The sequence below is a fragment of the Bacillus sp. N6 genome, from assembly GCF_052805735.1.
In genome coordinates, this window is record NZ_CM127843.1 from 2,314,697 (window position 1) to 2,340,495 (window position 25,799).

Genomic DNA, 25,799 nt, shown 5'->3' on the forward strand with positions numbered 1-25,799 from the left:
TGAGATAAATGGCTGGAGATATGGAGATTGGTGCGCGGGTCACACTTGACACCCAACGTTTTGAAAATGGAGTTGCAGGAATTAACCGAGGTTTACGTTTGTTGGATTCAGAATTCAATCTCACAAGCGAACGAGCTAGATTACTTGGGAATTCTGTTGAACAGCTACAAAACAAATTAACTCATTTGAATGAAAAATTCACCTTACAAGGCCAAAAAGTAGAACATTATCGTCAAAAAATTGAACAGGCACGACAAAAACAAGAGCAATTGCAAGCGTCTAATCTAACATTAGCAGCTTCTATGGAGAGACTTGAAACGCAATATGAACAAGCTGTTCAGCAATTTGGACGTAACTCACAAGAAGCAAAACAATTAAAACAAGAGTTAAAACAACTTCAAGCTGAATATACATCCAATGGTCAAGCGTTGCAGAGATTAAATACACAGATTGATAATAATACAATTGCTATGAATCGTGCTGAAACAGCTCAAGAACGGATTCAAAATGAAATAAGAGAAACGAACCGTGAATTAGCCGAGCAACAAAATCGTCTTCATCGTACCGGAGAACGGATGCGCGATACAGGAAATAAAATGCAAGATGTAGGTGGACAGGTCGGTACTACCTTTGCAGCCATGACTGGGATTATTGGTGCTGGACTTGCGATGGCTGTAAAGGAATCTATGAATTTCGAGCAGAAGATGGCTGATATTCAAGCAGTTTCTGGTGCAACTGGCGATGAAATGAAGAAAATTAGCGAACTTGCAGTACAGATGGGAGAAAAAACAAAATATTCATCTGTGGAAGCAGGGCAAGGTATTGAGGAGCTAATTAAAGCAGGGGTAAGCCTAACAGACATTATTAATGGCGGGTTAGAGGGTGCCTTGAACTTAGCGACAGCTGGGGAATTAGAATTGGGGGATGCAGCAGAAATTGCTTCTACAGCTCTAAATGCATTTAAGGATGATAATTTATCAGTAGCTCAAGCAGCTGATCTATTAGCTGGTGCAGCAAATGCTTCAGCAACTAGTGTTGGAGAAATGAAGTTTGGGTTATCGATGGTTTCAGCGGTTGCAGCTGGTGTGGGACTTAGTTTTAAAGATACAACAACGGCATTAGCTTTATTTGCACAGAACGGCTTAAAAGGTTCTGATGCAGGTACGTCATTGAAGACAATGTTAGCAAACTTAATTCCAAAATCTAATGAAGCTTACGATATGTTTAGTGATTTGGGATTAATAACAATCGATACTGGCAAAGCAATGCAGTTTCTTGGAGAAAAAGGGATTAAACCAACTTCAAATTCCTTTAAAGATGTAACTGGTGCTTTATCTGAGTACGCAGCAAAACAAGCCGGTGTGAAGGTTGGATCTGAAAAAGCAGAGAAGGCGTTTCAAAAATTAACTTTTGAAACGGGTATTATGACAAATGCCTTTTTCGATTCAAATGGTAATTTGAAAGAAATGTCCGATATTGCTGAAATTCTTCAAATGGCAATGCAAGGATTAACGGCTGAGCAAAGACAGTCGTACATGTATACATTGTTTGGTTCTGATGCTATTCGTGCCGCTAATATTCTTTATAAAGAGGGCTCAGATGGTGTGAAAAATATGTATACGGAAATGTCAAAGGTAACAGCATTAGAAGTTGCTGAGACAAAGATGAATACAACAAAAGGAAAAATTGAAGAATTAAGTGGTGCTGTAGATACCCTTAAAAAGTCATTTGGTGATGCGTTATTACCTATTTTAGTTGATGTAGTATCTGGTGTTCAGGGTGTCGTAGATTGGTTTAACAATTTAGACGAATCAACACAACAAATGATTGCAAAAAGTGCTTTATTGGCTTTTGGGATAGCAGGAGTAACAACAGCTGTAGGATTCTTAGCAATGGGGATAGGAGCTTTATTAGCAAACCCGATTGCTTTAGCTATTACTGGAGCAGTTCTTGCTGTAGGGGCGCTAGGTATAGCAATAGTTGATCTGAACGAAAAATCCAAACAGGCACAAAATGATATGGATAAGTTTGGTCAAAGAGTAAGTGACGCAACGAGTAAAGCAGCTGGTGCTTATGTGGATTTAAAAGATAAAGCTATCAATAACATGATGGATTTAAAACTTAAAACAGGTGAGGAAGCGAATAAAGCAGCGGACGAAACCATTAAAGCTTTTCAAAGAATGACAAATGAAGTTATTAAAGAGTTAGAAGGAAAGAAAAGCGAATTCAATAAAATGTTTAGTCAGTTGATGGGAACTGTTCCTGAGGGGGCTAAACAAACCCTAGAACAAGTGAAAAATAATGTCATTGAATCTATTAATAAAGAGATTGAAGTTGCTACACAAGCGGAAAAGATTTTGGAAGAGGGTATTAAAAGGTATCAAGGAGATACCATGAAAATGCCAAAAGATTTCGCTCAAAAATTCGAACAAGCATTACAGGTTGCTGATAAAAACGTTCAACAATTCTACACAAAAGCAAAGGAAATCACGTCTATTTCGAAAGAAATTGAAGCTGGAGGGATGCTATCTTTAGATGCTGGAAAAAAACGGTTTGAAAGCATCATAAAGGTATATGAAGATGGTGTTAAATCTTTAGAAAAGCAAACCAAAGGTTGGCGTGAAAATGTAGAAAAAGCGTTTAAATTAGGCGAAATTAAACCGGAAGAAAGAAAAGCAACATTAGATGCTATTGCACTTTATGAATCGAAGCATGTAAATGACTTGCAGACAATTAGAAATGATGGATTTAAAGTGTTGCAGCAACATATGAAGGAAGAAGATTCAGAAGTTTTGGCATCACAAGCTAAAAGGATAGAAGCAGAAGATAAGGGATGGGGCGCAAGGTTCAAAGCGGCATATGGATTCCGTGAAAAATCGGCTGATTTGGAACAACGCTTTAGAAGTAATCAAGAGAAAGCTGAAAAAGATTATCAAGATAAATTACTTCGATACGAGTTGCAATATGGCAAATCTAAAATTGAAAGTATAGGAATGTATCTTTCTGAATTACAAAAGGGTACAGAATCATCTAGATTGTTAGCCGAATCAATGGCAAAAGAAATTGATGGCAAAATGAAAATTGATTTAGGGCCAGCTGGACAATTCACAATTGATACATTCTTACAGAAACTTCAAAAGGGTGAATTAGATTCTTCAGCTGTAGCAACCGCAAATGCTAATAAATTAAAAGAAGTTTATAAAGTGGATTTATCACAAAGTGGTATTGAATCCATGCAAAAATGGATTGATGGTATTAAAACAAAAGATACTGGTGAAGTAAGAGAATTCCTAAGTAAAAATATGCAAGGTAATACCACAATTGATTTAGGAATCTACGGGAAAATGACAATGGACTCGTGGATTACAGGACTTCAAACAAGGACTTTATCTTTTGATACTGTATTCCAATTCTTTCAACAAAACGTTAAAAATGGAATGAATGTTGATGCTACTCAAGAAGGTCAGAATAACATTCAAACTTTAATTAATGGAATGCAAATTGGGGCATTATCTTTACCACAAGTCGCACAGACTATGGGGCTAGATATTAAAAGTAATGTTCAAGTGGATCTTGGTGAAGCTGGACAATTTAATGTACAGACACTCGTTCAAGGTATGCAAAACGGTTCCATTAACGCTGAATTAGCAGCGAAAGCAATTGCTTTACTAGTTGAAAATGGAGCGAAGTTAGATTTAACGCAAGTTGGATTTGATATCAGTCAAACGCAGGCTAATGGTATTGCTGGTAATACAGCTCCTGAAAATGCGGCAACAGGAAAGAAACAAGCCGTAGAGGGTATCATGGGAAGTACTACAGATGGTGGTGGTGGAAGTAAGAGTGGAAGCGAACTAGGGCAAGGTATTATAAGTCAAGATGGTTATATCAGGGGGAGCGCTTTGCAAGTGGTTGCTAGTGCTCATACTGGTTTTAACACAATCAATGGTAACCCAGCAGGTAATCAAGGTGGACAAGGTTTCGGGAGTGGTATTGTAAATCAAAAAGGTTATATCAGAGGAAGTGCTCTAGAAGCCGTTACTTCGGCTCATGCTGGTTTTAATACAATCAATGGTACTCCACAAGGTCAAAAAGGTGGTAATCAGTTTGCGCAAGGTATGGAAAATACAAAAGGGCAAGCGAGATCGAGCGGTTCTAATGTAGCGGAAAGCGGTAATTCTGGTCTGAAAAGCGTTAGTTCAGTTAGTCCTGGTGAAGCATTTTCTAGTGGATTTGCTAAAGGTATTTCTAATGGTGAATGGAATGTACAAAATGTAGCGTCTAGTTTAGCAAGAGGTGCATTTGAAGCGTTAAAAGCTACATTAAATGTGAACTCTCCGTCAAAGTTAACTAGGGATCAAGGGGGAAAACCTTTTAGTGAAGGGTTTGCTTTAGGGATTAAAAAAGGATCTTATATGGCTGAACGTGAGAGTCGTACGCTAGGTTCAAGGGCAAATAATGCTTTAGTAAATGAATTAGCATTAGGGAGTAGTTCGAATAAAATGCTGTTTACAGGCGTTCAATTGACAAACGGAATTGCAGAAGGGATTAAAACGCAATATTCTGTTGTACGGGATGCATTACAAAATACAGTATCTGGAGCTATTGATAGTATTCGGAGTATAAAACCAGAAGAAATATTTAGTTTCCAAGGTGATGACCCATTAACAAAGTATTTTAATGCAATCTTTGTAGATGGAGATTGGCAAAACGATTGGATCACTCATATCCCTGAAAGTATGCGTGATATGGTAAGAGAAATTGGACGCCAAATGGAACGCTTTGAAGGACTTTCAATCAACGATGTTGGTAATCTTTCTAAGTGGAGAGAAGTATTGTCTGACAATCCGAATGTCATACAATACAGACCTGACAATGATAATCCAGATAAGCAACCATATATAAAACCAGAACCTACTTATATTGAAATTCCAGTCATACTAGAAGGAAGGGAAATAGCGCGTGTGAGCCATCCGTATGTAACTGAATATCAAAATAGAGCACAAGCAAGAAACTCAGTCTTTTAGATTTGGGTTTCTTTTATTTTATAAAGAAATGAGGTGTCAAAATGCGCTCTTTCAAATTTAACAATGAACGTAAAAAGTATATCCAAATCGCAAAAGGTTGGAAAAGACCAACTTGGGCACCATTGAAACGTAATTTTCTAAGTACTCCAGGATATCCGGGAGCAAGATTATTAGGGACAGAAACGGAACCACGTCCACTTCCTGTCCCTGTGGGAATTATCGTTCCAGATGGAACAAATTTAGAAATGTTAAAAGAAGAAATTGCAAGTTGGTTAATAACAGATCAACCAGCAGAGCTTATTTTTGATCTAGAACCAAATAGAACATATTTAGCAGTTGTGGATGATAGTTTTGATTTAGATGAATTTGTAACACTTGGAATAGGAACTCTTACGTTCATTTGCCCAATGCCATATAAATTAGGACCCACTCAAACAGTCGATTTTCAAACAGGTGCGCTAGGATTAACAGCAAATGTTCAAAATAAAGGAACGGTTCATTCAGAGCCAATTATTGAAATTGAAGTTGCGAATCCATCTACATTTTTAGATGTCTGGAATAAAGATGAATACCTCAGAATTGGTTATCCCCTTCAAGCTGATCAGTTGCCTGTAGAAAGAAAACAAAGAGTAATGTGGGATCAAATGTCTACTACAGTAGGATGGACAAGTGTATCGCAGTTTGAAAACACTAAAGGTGGAGGTACATTAAAATCTAACGGACATCAATTCTATGTAGAAGATTATGGCGATACGAACTACAAAGGGAATCATGGGGCGATTGTTAAAAAGAGCATTCCTGGAGGACCATTACAAGATTTTATAATGGATGCTTATGTAAGATTCAATTGTAGTAGTTATGTACAAATGGGACAAGTAGAAGTGGCCCTACTTGATGAGAATAGTAAACCTGTAGTCCGACTGTCACTAAGCGATGTATATTGGGAGGCTGAAGAAACTTTTGGTGTTGCTAAGATTGCCTATCCAGGGCATCAAGCAGAACAAGTAATGCTCTATACACGCGGTATGCATCCTTGGACGTGGAATAATTTTTATGGAAAGTTATGTGTACATCGAATTGGAAACGAATGGGAGTTTTATATTGCAAAATTTGCTGATGGAACTGAGATTGATGATGCTGGAACAAAAGCTAATTGGGTAGACAAAGATGGGATTTTGATGAATAAAGTTGCACAGGTGCAACTTTCTATCTGTCAATGGTGGAACAATAATCCGGCTGTACTCATGACAGTTGATGATATTAAGATTTGGAAAGTTAACCAAAATACAACTAATAATCCTCCTTATATTGTTGAGAAAGGAGATAAAGTGCAAATCGATACAGCTAAAAGTCTAATTAGTATTAATGGTACAAGTGCAATTAATCTGAAGGACTTATTTAGTGATTATCCTAAAATAACTAAGGGCCAGAATAAACTTGAAATTATGCCATCTAACATAGGGATAGCAAAGGTAACATATAGGGAGCGATTTAGATGAGAACGCCAAGTGGAATACTTCATGTTGTTGATTTTAAAACAGATCAAATTATAGCAGCTATTCAACCAAAAGACTACTGGGCTGATAATCGTCATTGGGAAATCAAAAATAACATTGATATGTTAGAATTCAAAACTTTTGACGGCACTCCACATGCAGTTACATTACAGCAACAGAACTTGGTTTTAAAGGAAGTACGAGATGGTCGAATTGTTCCGTATGTTATTAATAATGAAGTAGAAAAAGATTCAAAGGATAGATCATTAACTGTACACTCTTCCGGTGCCTGGGTTCAAATCGCCAAAGATGGGATTATTAAACCTCAACGTATAGAGAGCGAAACAGTTAATACGTTTATTGATATCGCTCTTGCCGGTTCAAAATGGCAACGTGGAATAACGGATTATTCTTCATTCCACAGTATGACTATCGACGAATTTATCGACCCTCTCACTTTTTTAAAGAAAATTGCTTCTTTGTTTGAGTTAGAAATCCAATATCGTGTCGAAGTAATGGGTTCCAAGATTACTGGCTGGTATGTAGATATGATAAAGAAGAGAGGTCGAGAAACTGGCAAGGAAGTAACTCTAGGAAAAGATTTAGTTGAGGTTAGAAGAATTGAGCATTCTAGAGATATTTGCACAGCACTTGTCGGTTTTGTACGGGGTGAAGGTGACAAACTTATCACGGTAGAGAGCATAAATAAAGGACTACCTTACATCGTCGATAATGACGCATTTCAGCGATGGAATCAGAACGGAAAACATAAATTTGGTTTCTATACACCCGAAACATCAGACCAAGATATGACTCCAGAGCGGCTTATGACTCTCATGAAAACAGAATTAAGAAAACGAGTCAATACTGCCGTGTCTTATGAAGTAGAAGCACAATCGATTGTACGTATTTTTGAACTTGCACATGAACTAATTAATGAGGGCGATACGATCCGAATCAAGGATACAGGCTTCACGCCTAAGTTATACCTTGAAGCGCGTGTGATTGCTGGTGATGAATCTTTTACAGATCCTACGCAAGATAAATATGTGTTTGGTGATTATCGCGAAATTACTGATCCAAATGAAGAACTACGAAAGATATACAATCGTATTCTTAGTTCACTAGGAAGTAAGCAAGAACTAATAGATCAGTTAGATAAATTAGTGAAAGATGCAAATGAAACAGCTAGTAATGCTAAGAAAGAATCCGAAGCAGCGAAAACATTGGCTGAGAAAGTTCAAGAGAATCTTAAAAATAACACGGTAGACATCATTGAAGCTAAGAACCCACCGACAACAGGACTTAAACCTTATAAAACACTTTGGCGTGATATTAGTAATGGAAAGCCTGGTATTTTAAAAATATGGACAGGCGCAGCTTGGGAATCGGTTGTACCTGATGTTGAATCTGTTAAGAAAGAAACACTTGAGCAGGTGAATGAAGATATTGAGTCCGCCAAATCGGAGTTAAATCAAAAAGTTCAAAGTGTGGAAGGTAAAGCACAAGAAATAGCTGGACAAATAGTGGATGTTCAAAAGCAAGTTAATGGCAAAGTGGATCAAACCTGGATTAATACACAGTTAAAAGATAAAGCCGATAAATCTGGAGTGTTTACAAAAGAGGAAATTAACAATGGTTTTATAGGGAAACAAATCTATGAAACTGATAAACAAGGGAACGTACAGAAGTTCAAGGATATTAATACATCGATGGGTCAAACGAATGAAGCTCTTACACAGAAAGCGGAGAAGTCCGAATTAAAGAAAACAAATGAAGGCTTGTCACAGTTGGAGCAGAAGACAAACGAGATTAAAACAACAGCTGAGGGGACGAAACAGACTCTTACAGAACTTAAAACGCAAGTAGATAATACAAAACTAGATGGACGAAATTCTCTTAAAAACTCTAATTTTTCTAGTTATATTGTTAATGATTCTATAAGTTGGGACAAATCGTTAAATGGTAACCTTCAGGCATCTGGTTGGGGAAGTGGGTATAACGGTGGTGTGGCAGATCCAACAAAAGGTTATCATGTCCATCTAGATATAACTACTTTCGGTTATCCAGTTGTAGCGTTTATTAACAAAAACAGTATCATCGGTCAAAAAAATAGATGGATGGGTATAGCTGAAGATGTGGTTGCAGAATTTGCGAGAAATAATGTCGCGGGTAAAGAAATTACTATTAGTATGGATATTTGGTCAGATACAAAAGGTTTCCGTATAAACGGTGGGATACATCATTTCATTGAAGGTAACACAGCACAAAGCTTTCACAGTGGTCAGTATGTGTTTAACGTAAGTGAAGTTAATAGATGGGAACGTTATGCGTTTACCATGAAACTTCATGAAAAATTTGACGTTACTAAAGCTGTTAGATTGTATATATATGGTGGCGAAGGTATTGAAGGTGCAGCGTATGTAAAAAACGTCAAACTTGAATTAGCTAACGTTGCTACAGCATGGACACCAGCACCAGAAGATCAAGTAACAACAACTGATTTTACTAAAAAGACGGTAGAAATTGAGACGACTATTAAAGGGATTAACACTACGGTTTCTAATGTTCAAAACGAACAAGGAAAGCTTACGGAACGTATGACGAAATCAGAGCAAACCGCAGATGGATTTAAAACTTCTATTGAATCGTTAACTAAAAAAGATACTGAAATTAGTAATAAATTAAATACGGTTGAATCGACTGTGGAAGGTACGAAAAAGACGATTTCTGATGTACAACAAACAACAAGTGAGCTTAAGAAAACAACAACTGAAATTAAAGAAGAAGCAGGAAAAGTCACCGAGAAGTTGAGTAGTGTGGAGAAAAAGTTTGATGATATGAAGATTGGCGGACGTAACATTCTGTTAAGTACAGGTGGCACACTTAAATCTGACACAGGAACAACAGTGTCTAATATAGTAAATAAGTCATTTAAAATTGTGCCGGATGGTTTATCGATGCTACAAGGGCAGCAGTTTACTGTTAGCTTTAAAGCTAGAACTATTGGATATGAAAAGGGAACACCGAATCCATGGGCTGGGGTAGAAGTGTGGATAAAGTATAAAGATGGTGAACAATTATGGCCTGGTGTTCGTTGCGAAAGTAATGTTAACGCAAACCAAGAGTGGAAAACATATTCCTTTACTTATAATCTTAAAGATAAAGCAATTGAGGTTTTCAATCCGCAAACGCTATTACGTAATGTAAAAGGCATGATCGAATTAAAAGAATGGCAAATTGAAATTGGAAATAAAGCAACTGATTATAAACCAGCAGCAGAAGATCAAGTAACAACCGATGAATTTGCGAAGAAAACAACTGATATTGAAAAAAGTGTGGATGGTGTAAAAACCACTGTAACCAATGTTCAAAACAGCCAAGCTGGATATGAACAGCGTATGACTAAAGTAGAGCAAACAGCAACTGGATTATCTTCCACAGTGAGCAATTTAAATAATGTAGTATCAGATCAAGGGAAAAAGCTTACTGAAGCAAATACAAAACTCGAACAACAAGCAACAGCAATCGGTGCAAAAGTTGAGCTTAAACAGGTAGAAGATTATGTTGCTGGATTTAAGATACCTGAGTTGAAGCAAACAGTCGATAAAAATAAACAAGATTTATTGGGCGAACTAGCTAACAAACTTGCAACTGAGCAATTTAATCAAAAAATGACTTTGATTGATAACCGCTTTACTATCAATGAACAGGGGATCAATGCAGCAGCGAAAAAGACAGAGGTATATACAAAAACGCAAGCAGATGGACAATTTGCCACATCATCTTATGTAAGAGATATGGAAACCCGTCTTCAGTTAACTGAAAAGGGTGTTAGTATATCTGTAAAAGAAAACGATGTAATCGCAGCTTTTAATATGAGTAAAGAAAACATTACTTTGAATGCAAACAGAATTAACTTAGTAGGTTTTATTACAGCAAATCATATCAAAGGAAAAGTTTTAGAAGGGGTAACACTTAAAACGAGTGGAAATAGATTTGTTGAAATAAATAAGCAAGACATGAAGATTTTCGATGCAGATAAGCCACGTGGCTATATAGGATTTATGGAAACCAATGATGGAAGTATTCAACCTTCACTCGTCCTTGGTTCTGACAATATTAAATACAGGGGTACAGGAGCGTTTTATATTTATCAAGTCATGCCGCGAATTAATGGAGTCGATGAACCTTCTAAAGCATATGCAAAATTTGGAGTTTCTAAAGGAGAAAATGCAGAAGGAACTAATATTTGGTCAAATTATATTCAAATGCAGAATGACGGTGGACATCTGAGCTTATATTCAGATGGACAATTTCGTTTTAAAAACTTGAATGATATTATTTTTGAATCTGAAGGATGGGCTCCTGGGTACGGCAAGTTTATAGTGACGACAACAGAGCCGCATTATTTTAAAAATAACTATGGTGAGTTTCATTTTGATAGAAAAAGTACTGGGAACAGTATATACTTTGCCAATGGCGTTAATGATCATGATTTAAACATGGGAAGATTAATGCTAAGAGCAAGTCTTGTATCAGGCTATGATATGAGTTTACAAATTAAAGATGTGTATGGTAATGGATGGCGAGATGTAGAATTAAGAACGCTGCGAGCTAAAGAAAATATATCTGCTACAGGGCGTATGTGGGCGCAAGAATTTATCCCTAATTCTTCTCGTACGCTTAAAACGGACATAGAAGACCTTCCATTCTCTGCTTTAGATAAAATCAACTCTGTAAACATCAAACAGTATCACTTTATAAGAGATGTTGAACGTTTCGAGTCAGGGGAGTCTATTACACTTCCAATTAATTACGGTATGATTGCGGAGGACTCTGACGATGTATTCACCACACCACAGAAAGACGCTGTAACACTTTATAGCTCGGTTTCAATTTCTATTCAAGCAATACAAGAAGTTGACTTTAAAGTTAAAAATCTTCAATTTGACCACGGTATATTGAAACAGGAAGTTGACAGTCTTAAAGAACAACTTGAAGCAGAAAAACTTGAGAAAGTTTCAATGAAAGCTGAAATTGATGAATTAAAGGTATTAGTACAAGAATTAATAAATGAGGAACCAAAGCAGCCATAAGCTGTTTTTTATTTTGCATAAAATACGGCTTTTATAAGAAAAGAGGGGCAAATAGATGTCTCTCTTTTTATTTTGAAATGAGGTGGTCAAAGTGGAAGGATTACAAGAAGTAAGAAGTGATGTTCAAGAAATAAAGCAAGATATTAAGGACATTCGCTTAGAGATTAAAAGTTTAGAAATGCGGACGACAGGTAATGAGAAAGACATTATCAATATCAATAAGCAATTAGATAAGATTAGCGCTAATACTACCTGGATCTTGCGACTTATTGTTGGTGGAATTATAGGCGCAGCACTCACTTTCTTAATGAAAGGAGGTGGTATGTAATGTTTGAAATTACTGTAATGATTGGAATTATAGTTGGCCTTTCACAGATTGGAAAAACAATTGGATTACAAACAAAATATGTTCCGTTACTAAATTTAACGATTGGCATTGTGCTAGGCGTTTTATTTTTGGGCGGAGATATCAAAACAAATGTATTTCAAGGAATCATCATTGGACTGTCAGCAAGTGGATTATTTGACCACACAAAAATTATAAAAAAGGATGTTGATGCTAAATGAAAAAGACAATGAAACATATTACCTCGTTCCTTATGATTCTAGTACTTGCTGGTTCTTTTGCTACAAGTGCTTTTGCTGATAGATCGCTTATTATTCCTGATTTACCAAAACAACCATACCGTTATGGTGTAGGTGCTTATGAGGGAGTTGTAGCACATTCTACAGCAACTCCAGAAGCTCCAGCTATTAACATTCAAAAATATGAGTCTCGTACATGGAGAAATGCTTTTGTTCACTATGCAGTCGATTGGGACGAAACAATCCAAATCGCTGATACAAAGTACATTGCTTATGGCGGTGGACCTGCTGCTAATAAACGATTTGTACATGTAGAGTTATGCGAAACAGCGGACTATACAAAATTCAAACGCAGCTATGACAAATACGTTAAGTTACTAGCTAAAATCTTACGTGATCGTGGGTTATCTGTAGAAAAAGGATTGTGGACACATAGCAATGTAACTCATTACCTTGGCGGTACGGATCATGAAGATCCAATTGATTACTTAAAGTCTCATGGCGTTTCAGAAGCACAATTTAGAGCAGATGTACAACGAGCATACAATAATTCTAGTGCGGATGTTTCTGTTCCTGAGAAACCATCTAAACCAGCGGAAGTACCAACAGCAGTAACAGACGGTATCGCTTATATTGAAGGTTACAACATTAACTTACGTAAAGGACCAGGTACAAGCTATTCTAAAATTCGTCAACTAAACAAACCAGAATCTTATATTGTGTGGGCGGAAAAGGATGGTTGGTTAAATCTTGGTGGAGATCAGTGGATTAAGAACGATTCATCTTATGTGAAATTTAGTAAGAAGAGTACAGTGGATTCATCTATTGTAGGGAAGCGCGTTGTTTCAAAAGTTAACAATCTACGTTTCTATGAAGCTCCATCTTGGCAGGATAAAGATGTGGCTGGTTCTGTAGATGCAGGATTAGGATTCACAATTGATGCGAAAATAAATGTAAATGGTTCACCGCAATATAAAGTACACAATAGCAAAGGAAAAACATACTATGTAACAGCAAGTGAAGCCTACGTGTATGTGAGGTAAGATGAAAGAGGGATTCCCGCATCTGTGGAATCCCTCTTTTTTTTATTGTAAATAAATTTAAAGTGCATCTGTACTTATTTGTTTCAATATCTCTTTAGCAGTTTCAACATCAGCAAACATTGGCGCGAAATTTAAACTTCCGGGATTTTCTGTGAAATATCCTGCTAATTGTTTCAACTTAGGTTTTACATCTTCGTATGGTAAATGTGTCTCAATATCGTAATACTCTACTTCACCAAAACGTGCTTTGTAATATGATATTTTTTGTATTTCCATATATACGTATTTAAAACCCAAATCATCTGATATTGTTGCTTTTGCTAAATCATTTAATAAATAATAGCCAATCATTTGTAAATTGTCTTTTTGTTTCAGGGATTTGTCTTTTGTTGTTTTAAAGTCATAAAGAACACCATCGATATATATGTCTGCATCTGCTCCACTAACTAAAAGTGAAGACACTCCAAAATTAGGATTAAATATTACGTTACTCTTTTCATTGATAATCTCTGGGATCATGAAATTCTCTTCAAACAACTTTAACAAATTATCTAATTCGTTAATTACCTCATCTGGGCTATTTTCGATGATAAAGAAGTTACGATTGATAGTTTCTTTATTAATTCTAGTTCGAAATACTTGCTCTAACTTTGCTAGCTTTACAGATATTTCATATAAATTGGAAATTAATATTGAACTATCATTAATAAACACTAACACCTTTTCTATCCATAAATCTAAAATTTCATACGGAATATCGATGTATTTGTTTAATTTTTTAAAGCCTTTATAAGCCACCAAATCTCTTATTACAGTTTCGTCTTTTAAAAATTGAGCAATTCTAAATCGAGCTAAATAGTCAAAAGCTGTTCCGACTAAACTTGCATTAGATATATTAGATAAATTATATGGCACATGCATGTTATATTCTTCAGAGAAGGGTAACTTTCCACTTAATGTATAGTAATCTTCCTTCTTGGGCTCGACTTGTAGAAGTATGTCTTTAAACTCTTTATCTTTTTTATTTTTAGCATCTAATTTACTGGTTAACGACACCGGATTTCCCTCTTTCTTTAGTTCTTATAAAATTAAAATGGAAACATAGTAAATTCTAACATATAAATCCGATAATATTTAATATTTGAATTTACAGCAAGAATGTATTTTATCTTATTTCTTACTCAAGAAATCTTTTATACTATCAAAGCATGCTTCTAAGTTAGCGTTAATTTGAGAACCAGTGAATACGCTCATTTGGAAACCCTGTTGTGTAGCTAATCCACGTTTAACTGCATCTTTACTACGTTGTTCTACCGTTTTATGAAAATTATGTCCATCCAATTCAATAAGAAGCATCTTTTGTTTATACCAGTTAATAACTGCAAAATCGAATCTAAGAGTTGAATGTTTCACATCAAATCGTAGCCTGTCTTTCTCTGGAATATCACTACTTTTAAAATAGTATTTGTCATTGCAATTAGATGCCCAAAATTTTCTGCGAGTTCCACTTATCTCTGGGATAAGTGCAGGATTTAATTTATCAGTATAAAAATTTTTTAACCAAAATTTATAAAAAGCCTGTTCTATATAACTTTGGGAATTTTCCTCAAGAATTTCAATTAAAGATTTGTTATAGTTCTCCATTAATTCATTTTCTACATGTTCGATGGTCCATGGAATTATAGACTGTCCTTCTACAATTTCTGTTTTTCTATAGTCACTTGTTCCAGGATAGAGACCGTAATTTATATCATATTCATTCTGCCAATATGGACCAAATCTAATTCTATCAATCATAGGTCCTTTTGTTCGTGCCAAAGTATTATTCTTATGGTACTTTTTAGTGAACCTCTCCATTATTAAGGACTCTGCTTCTTCGCTTACTAACCATAACTCTTCGACTTTGTAAGGGGATACATATTCACCATCTATTCTAACTTGTGTTCCATACCATCCTTCTTCATGTGATTTTTTTTTATAATCCAAAAAATCCACGTACATTTGCTCAGGTGTCCAAATGAGATTCTCTCTTATGTAGGTATCCATATACTTGGATATTACACCGCTAATATATCGTTTTGATTTTGTTTCGAAATCGTTATATTCCATTATTTATTCCTCCATATTCCCTGAAATTAAATAAATCATATCGAACCATGCAAAAGTTGGAAACTTAATCAATGTCTACCCATATATCCTCAACCTGCATATTAAGTGCTTTTGCTATACGCATAGCAACTCGTAATGTCGGTTCACTTTTCCCTCTAACTATCATACTTAATGTTTGATCTGTTATGCCAGCTCTTTTTGCTAATGCAGATTGTTTAATCATTCTATCAGCTAAAATTATTTTTAATTTGCACTCCATAAAATCCCTCCTTTTTAAAACATTCAATCAATCTTTTGAAAAACCTTTTGATTTTTTTGTTGTTGGACAAACAAGTTTTTGTTTTCTAGTTCATATACCTATATTACTTCCACTTGGAAGACTACAAAGAAGAATAGGCAACAAGAAGGGAGAGGGCTATATGCGTTGGCAGTATAACCATTTGAATACAACTCCATATTTACATCCTTCAAAAGAATTACGTCAAATGTATAACGAATCCAAATCAAAATCAGAAACGGAATCAATTATGAATCACATGAAAAATCATGAAGTGTTTAATAACAAGGAGTATAAAAGGTATTTCAGTTTATCCCAGGTTATTGAAGAGGATCTATACGGTGAGGAAGAAGACATCCTAAATTGGGAAACTTTAATGGATTGTTATGATGCAGTCCTTACGAAAAAAGGTATTATATTCCGTGAGAAAGAAGAGGAGGAAAATATATGACACTCGCAGGGGAAGCGGTAGTTATCTGGACGGCAACAGGTTTGTCAGTAGTTGCAATGAAGGTAGCAGAAAAAATGGGGAAGAGTGTTCCACATTGGCTTCCATGTATTACTTTGTACACAACGCTCACAGGCTCGTTCTTATACCTTCTACGTTATGTGCTAGTTATGTTTCTATAAAGGAACACAATATGGAAGGGTGGGACAACAGAGAAGGTATTAGGAAAGGCTTGTCTCGTTATATTCCAAAAGAGTGCAATGATATCCTTATAGGATATTTAAGGGGGAAATGTTTATGTTGGAGTTACTACTGGTTCCCACGGCAGCGCTAACTTATGCATTAGTAAGTGATAAGTTCAAACGAAAAGACGGGGATAAAAAGAAGATTCAAGTCTTTTTTGAGGTGAGTGGTATTGCTATTAAAAGAGATGATAAGTTGCATTATCCTAAGTTTCAAAAACAAATTGATGATGATCGCAGCACAACATATATTTACATTTTACCTGTAGGTATGCCCAGCAAAATTATTCAAAAGGTTGAGGATGTTGTGAGTGAGGGGTTAAACAAACCAGTTCGGATTCATTATGATAATTATAAATTAAGCATTCGAGTATTTCATAAAGACATACCTAATAAGTGGAGATGGTCCGAAATATTAGTTGAACAAGGGAAATGGCTCGTACCTATAGGACAAAGCTTAGAAGAATTAATTTATCATGATTTTGATAAAACTCCACATATGACTTTAGGTGGTTTAACACGTATGGGAAAAACCGTTTTTCTAAAGAATGTAATGACATCTCTTATTACAGCACAATCAGACTATACTCATTTATACATTGTTGATTTAAAAGGTGGATTAGAATTCGGTCCATATCAAAATTTAAAGCAAGTTGAATCTATAGCAGAAAAGCCGATTCAAGCGTTTCAGGTTTTAAATACAATTCTTGAAAAGATGGAAGAAAAAATGTGCTATATGAAGAAAATGCACTATACAAACGTTGTAGAAACAAATATAAAAGAACGACATTTTATCATAGTTGATGAAGGTGCTGAACTTTGTCCGGATAAAAGTATGGGTAAAGAACAGCAGAAGTTATTAATCTCATGTCAAAGGATGCTTTCGTATATAGCAAGGATTGGCGGGGCACTTGGCTTCAGGTTGATTTTTTGTACACAATATCCGACCGGAGATACATTACCGCGACAAGTTAAGCAAAATTCAGATGCGAAGCTAGGATTTAGATTACCGACACAAACAGCTTCTCAAGTAGTTATAGATGAATGTGGATTGGAATCTATTAAAAGTATACCTGGACGCGCTTTGTTTAAAACGGATAGATTAACAGAAATTCAAGTACCTTATATTTCTAATGAGACGATGTGGAATGTACTAAAACAATATGAGGTGGAGAAACATGAACATACAAACACACATCAAATTGAATCGTCAGATGATGATTCTGACCTCGATTAGAAAGCTGAAATTTGCTACACGTAGGCATTTAATGGCTATACATGATTTGGGTGGAATAAGAAATGCGAACCGTATATTAAAGGATTTGGGCTCGTTCGTTAATAGTACAGTGTATAAAAAAGAATATGTATATTACTTAAATAAAAAAGGGCGTGCGCTATTTGATGATACAGAAAAAATAGTACCAACAATTCGATTAGCACACAGCCTTATGAGAAATGAAGCGTGGCTCTACCTGTTTTGTCCCGACGATTGGCAGATAGAAACAGCTATACGTTATAAAATAGATGATAAAAAGAAGACAATTATTCCAGATGTGAAATTTCGAGATGAAGAAGGGATTTTAAATGCGGTAGAAATAGATCGGACTCAGATGATGAATATAAATAGCGAGAAGATGAAAAGGTATGGTGAATTTACAACTTACTACAAAAATAAATATAAGGGTAAAATACCAATCGTTCATTTTTTTACCGTAACGGAATACAGACAAAAAACTTTAGAGCAATTTGCAATGAAGAATGGCGTTTATGTGAAGGTGTATGTTGTTCCAGAGTTTCAATAAAAAAAGTGCTAACAAGTTTGCAAACGAACTTGCTAACACTTATACGGAATAGGTATAAAATATCGCTGATATGTCACCTTCAATAATAGTTAAAATCAATTAGAAAACACTCAATCGAAATGCTTATAAAATCAAATTGAATATACGTGGTATTGTAATAATCTCAAGCGCAATTTGCGTTGAATATAGGAGTATTTGATTTAAATCTAAAGCGAGTGTTAAAAGTATTATGAAGCTTGTAAGAATTACAAAACTACCCCAAAAAAAACTTTTTGAAGTGTTTCGGAAATCTTTTATTAAGGAAAAGAAAGAAAAAGATGCGGTAACAATAAGAATGAAAAATTTATACTTATCAGACATTATAACCCTCCCAAAGAACAGTAGTTTATATTATACTGTATTTTTCAATATTATTATAAAAAGATTTTAAAGTGAATAATAAGAAAAAATAAAGCCATAACTTAAAACATTAGTTTAGGTTCTATTATTTGAATTCTTTGTTTTAGAAGGTATATAATCTGAAATTTAAAATTTTCCAAATGAATTACCATTTTTTATTTCTGATCCAACATCAGGTGCTCAATGAAATGGTATGAAAGATTATAGGCTGGTGATACGATATTAAATAAGAGGAATCTGCGTGCAGCGAGAGTCCTAGCTCGGATTTCTACTAGAGAAACATATTTAGTTGGAGTTGGTATGTTAATAAAAAACGGATGGATGTGGAAACTAAATATTCATGACATTAAGGATAAAGGTCGGGAAATATAATTTGGTATGCTGGGAATAACCGGAGGTCCGTAGTTAAAGTTGCATAGAATTTGTATTTTGTTTCTAATTTTTCAATTGTTGTTAAGTGATGAGAACCTAGTCCACGCTGTACACTGTGTTGAGAAAGAGTCGGTCCAATTTGTAATTTTCGTTTTTTCATTGCATCGTTCCATGGACTATAAAAAAATTTAAAAATAAAAGCAGGTTCTATGTAAATGCTATAAGGATAATGCGAACCATGTCTTCCGACTCTATAGTTCCCGTGCGAATTATTGTGAATTAATCTACCGTTAAGATATAGTTGATTTGGATTAGGGTGAATTATTATGCCGTGATAACGTTGTTTAACAAGCGGAGAACTATATCTTGGATTAGTGTAGCCATGAGTCGGTTCATCAATCATCATAATCATTCTTATGGAAAACATATTGCCGCCCATAGTGTTAAGTGATTTAAAAAATTGTTCTTTATTATAACAGCATAGGAATTCTGTCGTATTTAATACCATTTTCCATCCTGTAAGTTCTCTTTCAATTTCCATAACTTCTTGATCAACTAAATAAGCATCAAATTCGAGTGATTTTGAGTTTCGTATTTCCCAATTAGGAGCGAATATTTTACAGATTTCAACTGACCGATCAGTGGATCCACGGTTAATAAGAATGCCGTGATCAAATAGCTTTGTATGGTGCATTAACCACCATGGAAGTAAATATTCTTCATTGTAAAAATGAGAAATTAGAGTAGTCTTAATCAAAATCACCTCCGTATTTAACCTGCTTCTTATTTAATATGATATGGAAGGAAACCTATTGTTAGAAGGTTTCCACTTAAAAGTTTTAAAACATATAGGGTATGTGGATAGATTAGTATATAAAGTAGTCTGATTGATGAAGAGTGGTATTAAAAAGTGCAAAATCTAAAATGAGCATTGAATTAGTGTATAACGATTGAAACGGCACTGAAAACTAATAAAACGGCCATAATGATGTTAAATAATTGGTTATGTTTCACTAATAATTTTTGGAATATTGAACCAAATAAACTCCAACTAAATGTACTCATTAAACCGACTACACCTAAAAATAATGAAAAAAGTATAAAACTTGAATATGAATTGTAGTAAGGGATTATGAAAGTCGATACTACAGTCAGTCCGAATAATATCCCTTTAGGATTAACGAATTGAAGAGAAATCCCCACTGTGAATAAATTTTTATTATCTTTTTCACCGGGATTCGTACTGCTTTTACTAGTAAGTATTTTAATAGCTAAATATAACATATACGCTACACCTAAAATTTTTAAAGGGAATTCGATTATGGGTAAGATATTAAGTAGTACAACATTAAAGAAACTACATAAAGAAGTGAGGATGAAAAAACCGAAAGATACTCCAAAGCAAAACTTCATGCTCTGTTTTAATCCGTGTTGATTTGCGTATGTCATCGCTAAAAAATTGTTAGGGCCGGGTGTGAAGCTACTTATAAAAACAAATAATAAAAAAGAAAATATAGGCATGTGAAAACCCCCTAATCATTTGTGTATGTTATAATGATCAAAAAGAACAATATAAAGTATACTTTTTATTATATAAAATGGTCGTTATATTGTATATAGTATGGGAGTGTTTTTTTATGGAAGAAATTCAACTAATACTGGCGAAAAATTTAAAAACTATAAGAGAAAAAGAAAAATTAAGTTTGGAAAAAGTTGCCCAATTAACAGGTGTGAGTAAAACGATGATTGGACAAATTGAAAGAGGCGAATCAAGCCCGACACTAACAACAATATGGAAGATTGCAAATGGCTTGAAAGTTTCTTTTACCTCTTTAATCAACAATCCTCAGCCTGATACGAAAGTGATCTTAAGAAAAGATATTCAAGCATTGTCTGAAGACAATGGAAAATATAAAGTGTATCCTTCTTTTCCTTTTCAAGATGATAGACATTTTGAAATGTATACAGTAGAAATAGAAACAGAAGGGAAATTAAGTTCAGAAGGGCATAAAGAAGGCGCAGAAGAATTTATTACGGTATTTGAAGGTGAATTGACAGTAGAAGTGAATAACTGTCAATATACATTAAATAGTGGAGATTCAATTCGTTTTAAGGCCGATAGATCACACTCTTATCATAATTTAGGAGAATCTTTGACTCGATTAAGCATGACAATTTATTATCCAACTGCATGAGTGTGCATTTATAGTAACAAAAGATAAAACCATCTATAAGAGATGGTTTTTATTTTTTATCACTCACAAAAAAAGACACTCATCTGAGTGTCAACATAGTATTGCTCTCGCGTATAGGATTGGAGTATGTTTCTCAAATACGTATTGAGATGGTTCGTAAAAGAGAAACTGTTTTCATATTTAATGTAACATCGGTGGAAGTCAGTGTAAATTGATAATATATATACGGAAAATTTAGTATAGATAGTTTCTACTATGAATATAGTGCAATTTGTTCTTTAATGCGTCATCACTTTTATGAAATAATTGGGAAATTTTTGTTATGACAGACTTAGTATTTAATAATGTTTATTAGAAAAAGAATGAATCATTTTTTAATCGATTCGTATAATTGTTAGAGAGGCACCTGTTGAACCACCTCCAACCAAATTAACGATGGATAATACGCCGAATAATTGAAGTGAAATTGTATTACCGGCAATTAAATTAGTAATTAAATTATTATTATAATTTGAAGTTGATATAGCGGGAGAAAAAATAGAACCAGGAAGTGGAGTAGAAGCGTTTAATAGTAGTCTTGTTCCAGCGAGTAGAGCAGTTGTCGTATTAACTTGATAGGTTAAATAATATCTTCCGGTTACAGGAATTGTAAATATATCGTTTGAGGCGTTAACTGTAAAATTACCGAGGCTTTGGTTATTAGAAAGAGGAATATTAGTTCCACCTAATATCACAGAGATGGGACCACCTAATGTATTATTAGCGAACATAGAGTTTGTTGTAACTATTGACCCAGTACTTCCGGTAGGTCCAGTACTTCCGGTAGGTCCAGTACTTCCGGTAGGTCCAGTACTTCCGGTAGGTCCAGTACTTCCAGTAGGTCCAGTAAGTCTGTATGGAAGAATAATTTCAAGAGCTATTGATACTAGTTCTTCTATTCTTTTTTCATTTTTATCTTGAATTTAAATCACCTCATTTTTAAATTAGAATGCAATAAGTTTCGTGTTTTTGGAATGGAACTATCATTTTATTATATTAATAGTAGTAGTTAAAGCAACGGTAAAATGTTTAATAACTGTATGAATCATTTGGAAAGAAAAAAGAATAGTTATGAAAGTATTCCTTAATAATAGACTCATACTTATGTAAGTTAATTAAAAATATGTGGAATGAGGAATTAAATTGAAGCGGAATGATAAATTATCAATAAATAAAGGTAAGATAGAACCTGAGAATATTGGACCTACATTTCCAGCTCTTCCACCAATATATATTCCAACAGGAGCAACAGGAGCAACAGGAGCAACAGGAGCAACAGGAGCAACAGGAGCAACAGGAGCAACAGGAGCAACAGGAGCAGCAGGAGCAGCAGGAGCAACAGGAGCAACAGGAGCAACAGGAGCAACAGGAGCAACAGGAGCAACAGGAGCAACAGGAGCAACAGGAGCAACAGGAGCAACAGGAGCAACAGGAGCAACAGGAGCAACAGGAGCAACAGGAGCAACAGGAGCAACAGGAGCAACAGGAGCAACAGGAGCAACAGGAGCAACAGGAGCAACAGGAGCAACAGGAGCAACGGGGACAACAGGAATAACAGGAGCAACGGGAGTAACAGGAGCAACGGGGACAACAGGAATAACAGGAGCAACGGGAGTAACAGGAGCGACAGGAGCAACGGGAGTAACAGGAATAACAGGAGCAACAGGAGCAACAGGAGCAACAGGAGTAACAGGAGCAACAGGGGCAACAGGAGCAACAGGAGTAACAGGAGCAACGGGAATAACAGGAGTAACAGGAGCGACAGGTCCTACTGGGGGGATTGGCCTTATAACAACAACTAATTTGTTATTTTACACTTTTTCAGATGGAGAGAAACTTATATATACAGATGCAGATGGCATAGCTCAATATGGTACAACGAATATACTTTCACCTAGTGAGGTTTCGTATATAAATTTGTTTATCAATGGAATTTTGCAACCACAACCATTCTATGAAGTTAGTACTGGTAAACTAACTTTATTGGATAACCAACCACCATCGCAAGGTTCTTCAATTATTTTACAATTTATTATTATTAATTAAAAAAGACAGATTCTTAATGAAAAGGAATCTGTCTTTTTTGTTCTGAATTACATTCGTTAACATTAAGTGACGATAAATTCAATTGTAATTGGAATTCCGCCGTCTAATGCATCCCCACCAGGAATTGTAATAGCACCAGTAGGACCAGTAGTAACACTGGAGTTCACGCTTGGTTGAAGAATACCGTTCACATATAAGTTGTAATACGTGAAAGTCGGAAAAGCGGTTGCAGTAGTACCCGCATCGTTTAAACAAGCTGTGGCAGCAATTGCAAAAGCTGCACCTGTACCTGTGCCGGCTCCTAGTGTAGATGTAAATCTTCTAGATGCCATAAATGGTTGAATGATAGGCAATTAATTTTCACTCCTTACAATATTTTATTAGAACGAAGTATAAAATAACTTGTCCACTATATTGTATGAGAGTTTTTTATAATAGAAACGGCTTCACCTTTATAAGGTGAGCCCAATTTTAGTAAAGAAATGTTCTTTATTTATATGAAAAAATGATGTTATTACTTGCGGAATATATGTTAATCGTAAATTCGGTTTTTTGTATTCAAATTAAAATGTGTCTTTGAACCTAAGAGATAAACGTGGAAAAATAAAATAAACTCTTAAGTTTAGGTATTTAATCTAAGCAGTCAATTATTAAAAACATATAATTAATATGTGAGTCATGAACATAATTAAATAGCGTTTGTAAGTTTAATTATATTTCATGTTTCCTATTTTAAGTCAATATATGACACATACTCTTTTACAATTTTATGATCCTTATAATAGGAAAAACTCAAATATAAAACAAGTAAGGAGGACATAAATGACAAGTAATAATTGTTTCGGTCATAACCACTGCAATAATCCGATTGTTTTCACTCCAGAGTGTTGTAACAATCCACAAACAGTTCCGATTACTAGTGAGCAATTAGGTAGATTAATTACTTTACTAAACTCTTTAATTTCGGCTATTGCAGCGTTTTTTGCAAATCCAAGTGATGCAAACAGATTAGCTTTACTCAATTTGTTTACTCAACTATTGAACTTACTAAATGAATTAGCACCTTCTCCAGAAGGGAATTTCTTAAAACAATTAATTCAAAGTATTATCAACGTACTACAGTCTCCTAACCCAGATTTAAGCAAATTACTTTCCTTATTGCAACAATTCTACAGTGCTCTCGCACCATTCTTCTTCTCTTTAATTATTGACCCTGCAAGTTTACAACTTTTATTAAACTTATTAACTCAATTAATTGGTGCTACTCCAGGAGGAGGCCCAACAGGTCCAACAGGTCCAACAGGAGCGACTGGTGGCGGAGCAACGGGAGCAACAGGAGCAACAGGCCCAACAGGAGCAACAGGAGCAACAGGCCCAACAGGAGCAACAGGAGCAACAGGTCCAACAGGTCCAACAGGAGCAACAGGAGCAGGAGCAACAGGCCCAACAGGAGCAACAGGCTTAACAGGAGCAACAGGTTTAACAGGAGCAACAGGTCCAACAGGAGCAACAGGAGCAACAGGAGCAACAGGTCCAACAGGAGCAACAGGTCCAACGGGAGCAACAGGTTTAACTGGTGCAACAGGCTTAACTGGTGCAACAGGAGCAACTGGTGGCGGAGCTATTATTCCATTTGCTTCAGGTACAACACCATCTGCGTTAGTTAACGCGTTAGTAGCTAATACAGGAACTCTTCTTGGATTTGGATTTAGTCAGCCTGGTGTAGCATTAACGGGTGGAACTAGTATCACATTAGCATTAGGTATAGGTGATTATGCATTTGTAGCACCACGTGCAGGAACTATCACGTCATTAGCAGGTTTCTTTAGTGCAACAGCTGCATTAGCTCCACTATCACCTGTTCAAGTGCAAATCCAAATATTAACTGCACCTGCAGCAAGCAATACTTTTACAGTACAAGGCGCACCTCTTTTATTAACACCAGCATTCGCCGCAATAGCGATTGGTTCTACAGCATCAGGAATCATTGCTGAAGCTATTCCAGTAGCGGCTGGAGATAAAATACTACTGTATGTTTCATTAACAGCAGCAAGTCCAATAGCTGCAGTTGCTGGATTTGTAAGTGCAGGTATTAATATCGTTTAATTTGTTACAATGTTTAGTAGGAAATTAAACAGGGGTTTGTATATAGTCCTTCCTAATAAATTTAGGAAGGACTATATTTTTTGAGGAAATAAGTAATAAATCAATTGAATAATTACTCTTTACTAAGTTCGTATAAAAAAGTATAATTTACCCTTTCTCATTTAAGGCATAAGTTATGTAACTTTAAAAATTTCCGATCAGCAAAAAAAGATGAATTCTTTTAAAAAAGAATTCATCCATAAAATAAACTATTTATTTTTATTACAGTTACATCCTTTTTTCTTTACATAGCCTTGCTCGGCTAAGTCTCTTTGCGATTGGGAATTGGAAGATTGAGAATTGGAAGATTGAGAGGATGCTGAAGAGCTACTATTTTTATTATAAGAGTAGTTTTTTCGATAGTTATAATTACTCATAGTACTATCACCTCCAATTTAATATATAAATATTATATGTATGTACACTATCAATTGTTACTATTATTAATAGGAAGAGAACATACAATAAAAAAATCTCC

The 25,799-nt window shown here is 35.3% G+C and carries 21 protein-coding genes; 13 read left to right on the forward strand and 8 right to left on the reverse strand.

Annotation, left to right across the window (positions count from 1 at the left end):
* Positions 1 to 8: 8 nt before the first annotated feature.
* From ACUXVC_RS11985 to ACUXVC_RS12010, 6 genes are all read left to right on the forward strand, one after another.
* The gene (locus tag ACUXVC_RS11985) at positions 9 to 5,024 is read left to right on the forward strand and encodes a phage tail tape measure protein (RefSeq protein ID WP_446026081.1); all 5,016 of its coding nucleotides are present in this window, start codon (positions 9 to 11) and stop codon (positions 5,022 to 5,024) included.
* A gap of 41 nt (positions 5,025 to 5,065) precedes the next feature.
* Positions 5,066 to 6,523, forward strand: a complete 1,458-nt coding sequence (locus ACUXVC_RS11990) for a distal tail protein Dit (RefSeq protein WP_446026082.1) — start codon at positions 5,066 to 5,068, stop codon at positions 6,521 to 6,523.
* Positions 6,520 to 11,619 (forward strand): phage tail spike protein, encoded by a 5,100-nt coding sequence (locus ACUXVC_RS11995; RefSeq protein WP_446026083.1) that lies wholly within the window; start codon positions 6,520 to 6,522, stop codon positions 11,617 to 11,619. Before ACUXVC_RS11990 ends, ACUXVC_RS11995 begins: the two co-directional genes overlap by 4 nt.
* 91 nt (positions 11,620 to 11,710) lie before the next feature.
* Positions 11,711 to 11,947 carry a hemolysin XhlA family protein gene (locus tag ACUXVC_RS12000; protein ID WP_000398737.1) on the forward strand — a complete coding sequence of 79 codons (237 nt, stop codon included), beginning with the start codon at positions 11,711 to 11,713 and terminating at the stop codon, positions 11,945 to 11,947.
* Entirely contained in the window at positions 11,947 to 12,186 is a 240-nt protein-coding gene (locus tag ACUXVC_RS12005) for a holin (RefSeq protein WP_446026084.1), read from the forward strand. The genes ACUXVC_RS12000 and ACUXVC_RS12005 overlap by 1 nt, the downstream gene beginning before the upstream one ends.
* Positions 12,183 to 13,247, forward strand: coding sequence for an N-acetylmuramoyl-L-alanine amidase (locus tag ACUXVC_RS12010; protein WP_446026085.1), 1,065 nt, complete (start codon positions 12,183 to 12,185; stop codon positions 13,245 to 13,247). Before ACUXVC_RS12005 ends, ACUXVC_RS12010 begins: the two co-directional genes overlap by 4 nt.
* A gap of 57 nt (positions 13,248 to 13,304) precedes the next feature.
* On the opposite strand, the gene ACUXVC_RS12015 is transcribed toward ACUXVC_RS12010, so the two are convergent.
* The 3 genes from ACUXVC_RS12015 to ACUXVC_RS12025 all read right to left on the reverse strand — a co-directional run bounded on the left by ACUXVC_RS12015 (position 13,305) and on the right by ACUXVC_RS12025 (position 15,615).
* Positions 13,305 to 14,303 (reverse strand): hypothetical protein, encoded by a 999-nt coding sequence (locus tag ACUXVC_RS12015; RefSeq protein WP_446026086.1) that lies wholly within the window; start codon positions 14,301 to 14,303, stop codon positions 13,305 to 13,307.
* A 114-nt stretch (positions 14,304 to 14,417) separates the two neighbouring features.
* A complete protein-coding gene (locus ACUXVC_RS12020) occupies positions 14,418 to 15,356 on the reverse strand; it encodes a hypothetical protein (protein WP_446026087.1) in 939 nt (312 codons plus the stop codon).
* 64 nt (positions 15,357 to 15,420) lie between these two features.
* Positions 15,421 to 15,615 carry a helix-turn-helix transcriptional regulator gene (locus tag ACUXVC_RS12025; RefSeq protein WP_144640132.1) on the reverse strand — a complete coding sequence of 65 codons (195 nt, stop codon included), beginning with the start codon at positions 15,613 to 15,615 and terminating at the stop codon, positions 15,421 to 15,423.
* Between the two features lie 160 nt (positions 15,616 to 15,775).
* On the opposite strand from ACUXVC_RS12025, the gene ACUXVC_RS12030 reads away from it, so the two are divergent.
* The 4 genes from ACUXVC_RS12030 to ACUXVC_RS12045 all read left to right on the forward strand — a co-directional run bounded on the left by ACUXVC_RS12030 (position 15,776) and on the right by ACUXVC_RS12045 (position 18,125).
* Positions 15,776 to 16,084 (forward strand): hypothetical protein, encoded by a 309-nt coding sequence (locus ACUXVC_RS12030; RefSeq protein ID WP_446026088.1) that lies wholly within the window; start codon positions 15,776 to 15,778, stop codon positions 16,082 to 16,084.
* A complete protein-coding gene (locus ACUXVC_RS12035; protein ID WP_446026089.1) occupies positions 16,081 to 16,263 on the forward strand; it encodes a hypothetical protein in 183 nt (60 codons plus the stop codon). Before ACUXVC_RS12030 ends, ACUXVC_RS12035 begins: the two co-directional genes overlap by 4 nt.
* 115 nt (positions 16,264 to 16,378) lie before the next feature.
* Positions 16,379 to 17,560 (forward strand): FtsK/SpoIIIE domain-containing protein, encoded by a 1,182-nt coding sequence (locus ACUXVC_RS12040; RefSeq protein WP_446026090.1) that lies wholly within the window; start codon positions 16,379 to 16,381, stop codon positions 17,558 to 17,560.
* Positions 17,502 to 18,125 (forward strand): replication-relaxation family protein, encoded by a 624-nt coding sequence (locus ACUXVC_RS12045; protein WP_446026091.1) that lies wholly within the window; start codon positions 17,502 to 17,504, stop codon positions 18,123 to 18,125. The genes ACUXVC_RS12040 and ACUXVC_RS12045 overlap by 59 nt, the downstream gene beginning before the upstream one ends.
* A 123-nt stretch (positions 18,126 to 18,248) precedes the next feature.
* Here ACUXVC_RS12045 and ACUXVC_RS12050 read toward each other — a convergent pair whose 3' ends face one another.
* The 3 genes from ACUXVC_RS12050 to ACUXVC_RS12060 all read right to left on the reverse strand — a co-directional run bounded on the left by ACUXVC_RS12050 (position 18,249) and on the right by ACUXVC_RS12060 (position 20,417).
* The gene (locus ACUXVC_RS12050; RefSeq protein WP_071730302.1) at positions 18,249 to 18,485 is read right to left on the reverse strand and encodes a hypothetical protein; all 237 of its coding nucleotides are present in this window, start codon (positions 18,483 to 18,485) and stop codon (positions 18,249 to 18,251) included.
* 385 nt (positions 18,486 to 18,870) lie between these two features.
* On the reverse strand, positions 18,871 to 19,653 hold the full coding sequence (locus tag ACUXVC_RS12055) for a glycosyltransferase family 2 protein (protein WP_144465856.1): 783 nt from the start codon (positions 19,651 to 19,653) through the stop codon (positions 18,871 to 18,873).
* A gap of 179 nt (positions 19,654 to 19,832) precedes the next feature.
* Positions 19,833 to 20,417, reverse strand: a complete 585-nt coding sequence (locus ACUXVC_RS12060; RefSeq protein WP_048657280.1) for a LysE family transporter — start codon at positions 20,415 to 20,417, stop codon at positions 19,833 to 19,835.
* A gap of 116 nt (positions 20,418 to 20,533) precedes the next feature.
* On the opposite strand from ACUXVC_RS12060, the gene ACUXVC_RS12065 reads away from it, so the two are divergent.
* Positions 20,534 to 21,091, forward strand: coding sequence for a helix-turn-helix domain-containing protein (locus tag ACUXVC_RS12065; RefSeq protein WP_048657281.1), 558 nt, complete (start codon positions 20,534 to 20,536; stop codon positions 21,089 to 21,091).
* A gap of 374 nt (positions 21,092 to 21,465) precedes the next feature.
* Here the strand turns inward: ACUXVC_RS12065 and ACUXVC_RS12070 are convergent, their stop codons facing one another.
* Positions 21,466 to 22,053 (reverse strand): BclA C-terminal domain-containing protein, encoded by a 588-nt coding sequence (locus ACUXVC_RS12070; RefSeq protein WP_071730306.1) that lies wholly within the window; start codon positions 22,051 to 22,053, stop codon positions 21,466 to 21,468.
* A gap of 220 nt (positions 22,054 to 22,273) precedes the next feature.
* Here ACUXVC_RS12070 and ACUXVC_RS12075 point away from each other — a divergent pair, with 220 nt between their 5' ends.
* Positions 22,274 to 23,176, forward strand: a complete 903-nt coding sequence (locus ACUXVC_RS12075; RefSeq protein WP_446026092.1) for a DUF4183 domain-containing protein — start codon at positions 22,274 to 22,276, stop codon at positions 23,174 to 23,176.
* Between the two features lie 62 nt (positions 23,177 to 23,238).
* Here the strand turns inward: ACUXVC_RS12075 and ACUXVC_RS12080 are convergent, their stop codons facing one another.
* Positions 23,239 to 23,529: a DUF4183 domain-containing protein gene (locus ACUXVC_RS12080; RefSeq protein ID WP_001121647.1), complete on the reverse strand. Its 291-nt coding sequence runs from the start codon at positions 23,527 to 23,529 to the stop codon at positions 23,239 to 23,241.
* A 469-nt stretch (positions 23,530 to 23,998) separates the two neighbouring features.
* On the opposite strand from ACUXVC_RS12080, the gene ACUXVC_RS12085 reads away from it, so the two are divergent.
* Complete coding sequence (locus tag ACUXVC_RS12085; protein ID WP_446026093.1) at positions 23,999 to 25,282, forward strand: exosporium glycoprotein BclB-related protein; 1,284 nt, start codon at positions 23,999 to 24,001, stop codon at positions 25,280 to 25,282.
* The last annotated feature ends 517 nt before the right edge of the window (positions 25,283 to 25,799 follow it).

What these genes read in the sequence shown, in the direction of transcription:
- ACUXVC_RS12040 (WP_446026090.1), top strand. Translation starts at nt 16,379, where the DNA reads ATGTTGGAGTTACTACTGGTTCCCACGGCAGCGCTAACTTATGCATTA.
- ACUXVC_RS12030 (WP_446026088.1), top strand. Translation starts at nt 15,776, where the DNA reads ATGCGTTGGCAGTATAACCATTTGAATACAACTCCATATTTACATCCT.
- ACUXVC_RS12050 (WP_071730302.1), bottom strand. Translation starts at nt 18,485, where the DNA reads ATGTCTGATAAGTATAAATTTTTCATTCTTATTGTTACCGCATCTTTT.
- ACUXVC_RS11995 (WP_446026083.1), top strand. Translation starts at nt 6,520, where the DNA reads ATGAGAACGCCAAGTGGAATACTTCATGTTGTTGATTTTAAAACAGAT.
- ACUXVC_RS11990 (WP_446026082.1), top strand. Translation starts at nt 5,066, where the DNA reads ATGCGCTCTTTCAAATTTAACAATGAACGTAAAAAGTATATCCAAATC.
- ACUXVC_RS12010 (WP_446026085.1), top strand. Translation starts at nt 12,183, where the DNA reads ATGAAAAAGACAATGAAACATATTACCTCGTTCCTTATGATTCTAGTA.
- ACUXVC_RS12020 (WP_446026087.1), bottom strand. Translation starts at nt 15,356, where the DNA reads ATGGAATATAACGATTTCGAAACAAAATCAAAACGATATATTAGCGGT.
- ACUXVC_RS12085 (WP_446026093.1), top strand. Translation starts at nt 23,999, where the DNA reads ATGACAAGTAATAATTGTTTCGGTCATAACCACTGCAATAATCCGATT.
- ACUXVC_RS12005 (WP_446026084.1), top strand. Translation starts at nt 11,947, where the DNA reads ATGTTTGAAATTACTGTAATGATTGGAATTATAGTTGGCCTTTCACAG.
- ACUXVC_RS12035 (WP_446026089.1), top strand. Translation starts at nt 16,081, where the DNA reads ATGACACTCGCAGGGGAAGCGGTAGTTATCTGGACGGCAACAGGTTTG.
- ACUXVC_RS12025 (WP_144640132.1), bottom strand. Translation starts at nt 15,615, where the DNA reads ATGGAGTGCAAATTAAAAATAATTTTAGCTGATAGAATGATTAAACAA.
- ACUXVC_RS12065 (WP_048657281.1), top strand. Translation starts at nt 20,534, where the DNA reads ATGGAAGAAATTCAACTAATACTGGCGAAAAATTTAAAAACTATAAGA.
- ACUXVC_RS11985 (WP_446026081.1), top strand. Translation starts at nt 9, where the DNA reads ATGGCTGGAGATATGGAGATTGGTGCGCGGGTCACACTTGACACCCAA.
- ACUXVC_RS12045 (WP_446026091.1), top strand. Translation starts at nt 17,502, where the DNA reads ATGAACATACAAACACACATCAAATTGAATCGTCAGATGATGATTCTG.
- ACUXVC_RS12060 (WP_048657280.1), bottom strand. Translation starts at nt 20,417, where the DNA reads ATGCCTATATTTTCTTTTTTATTATTTGTTTTTATAAGTAGCTTCACA.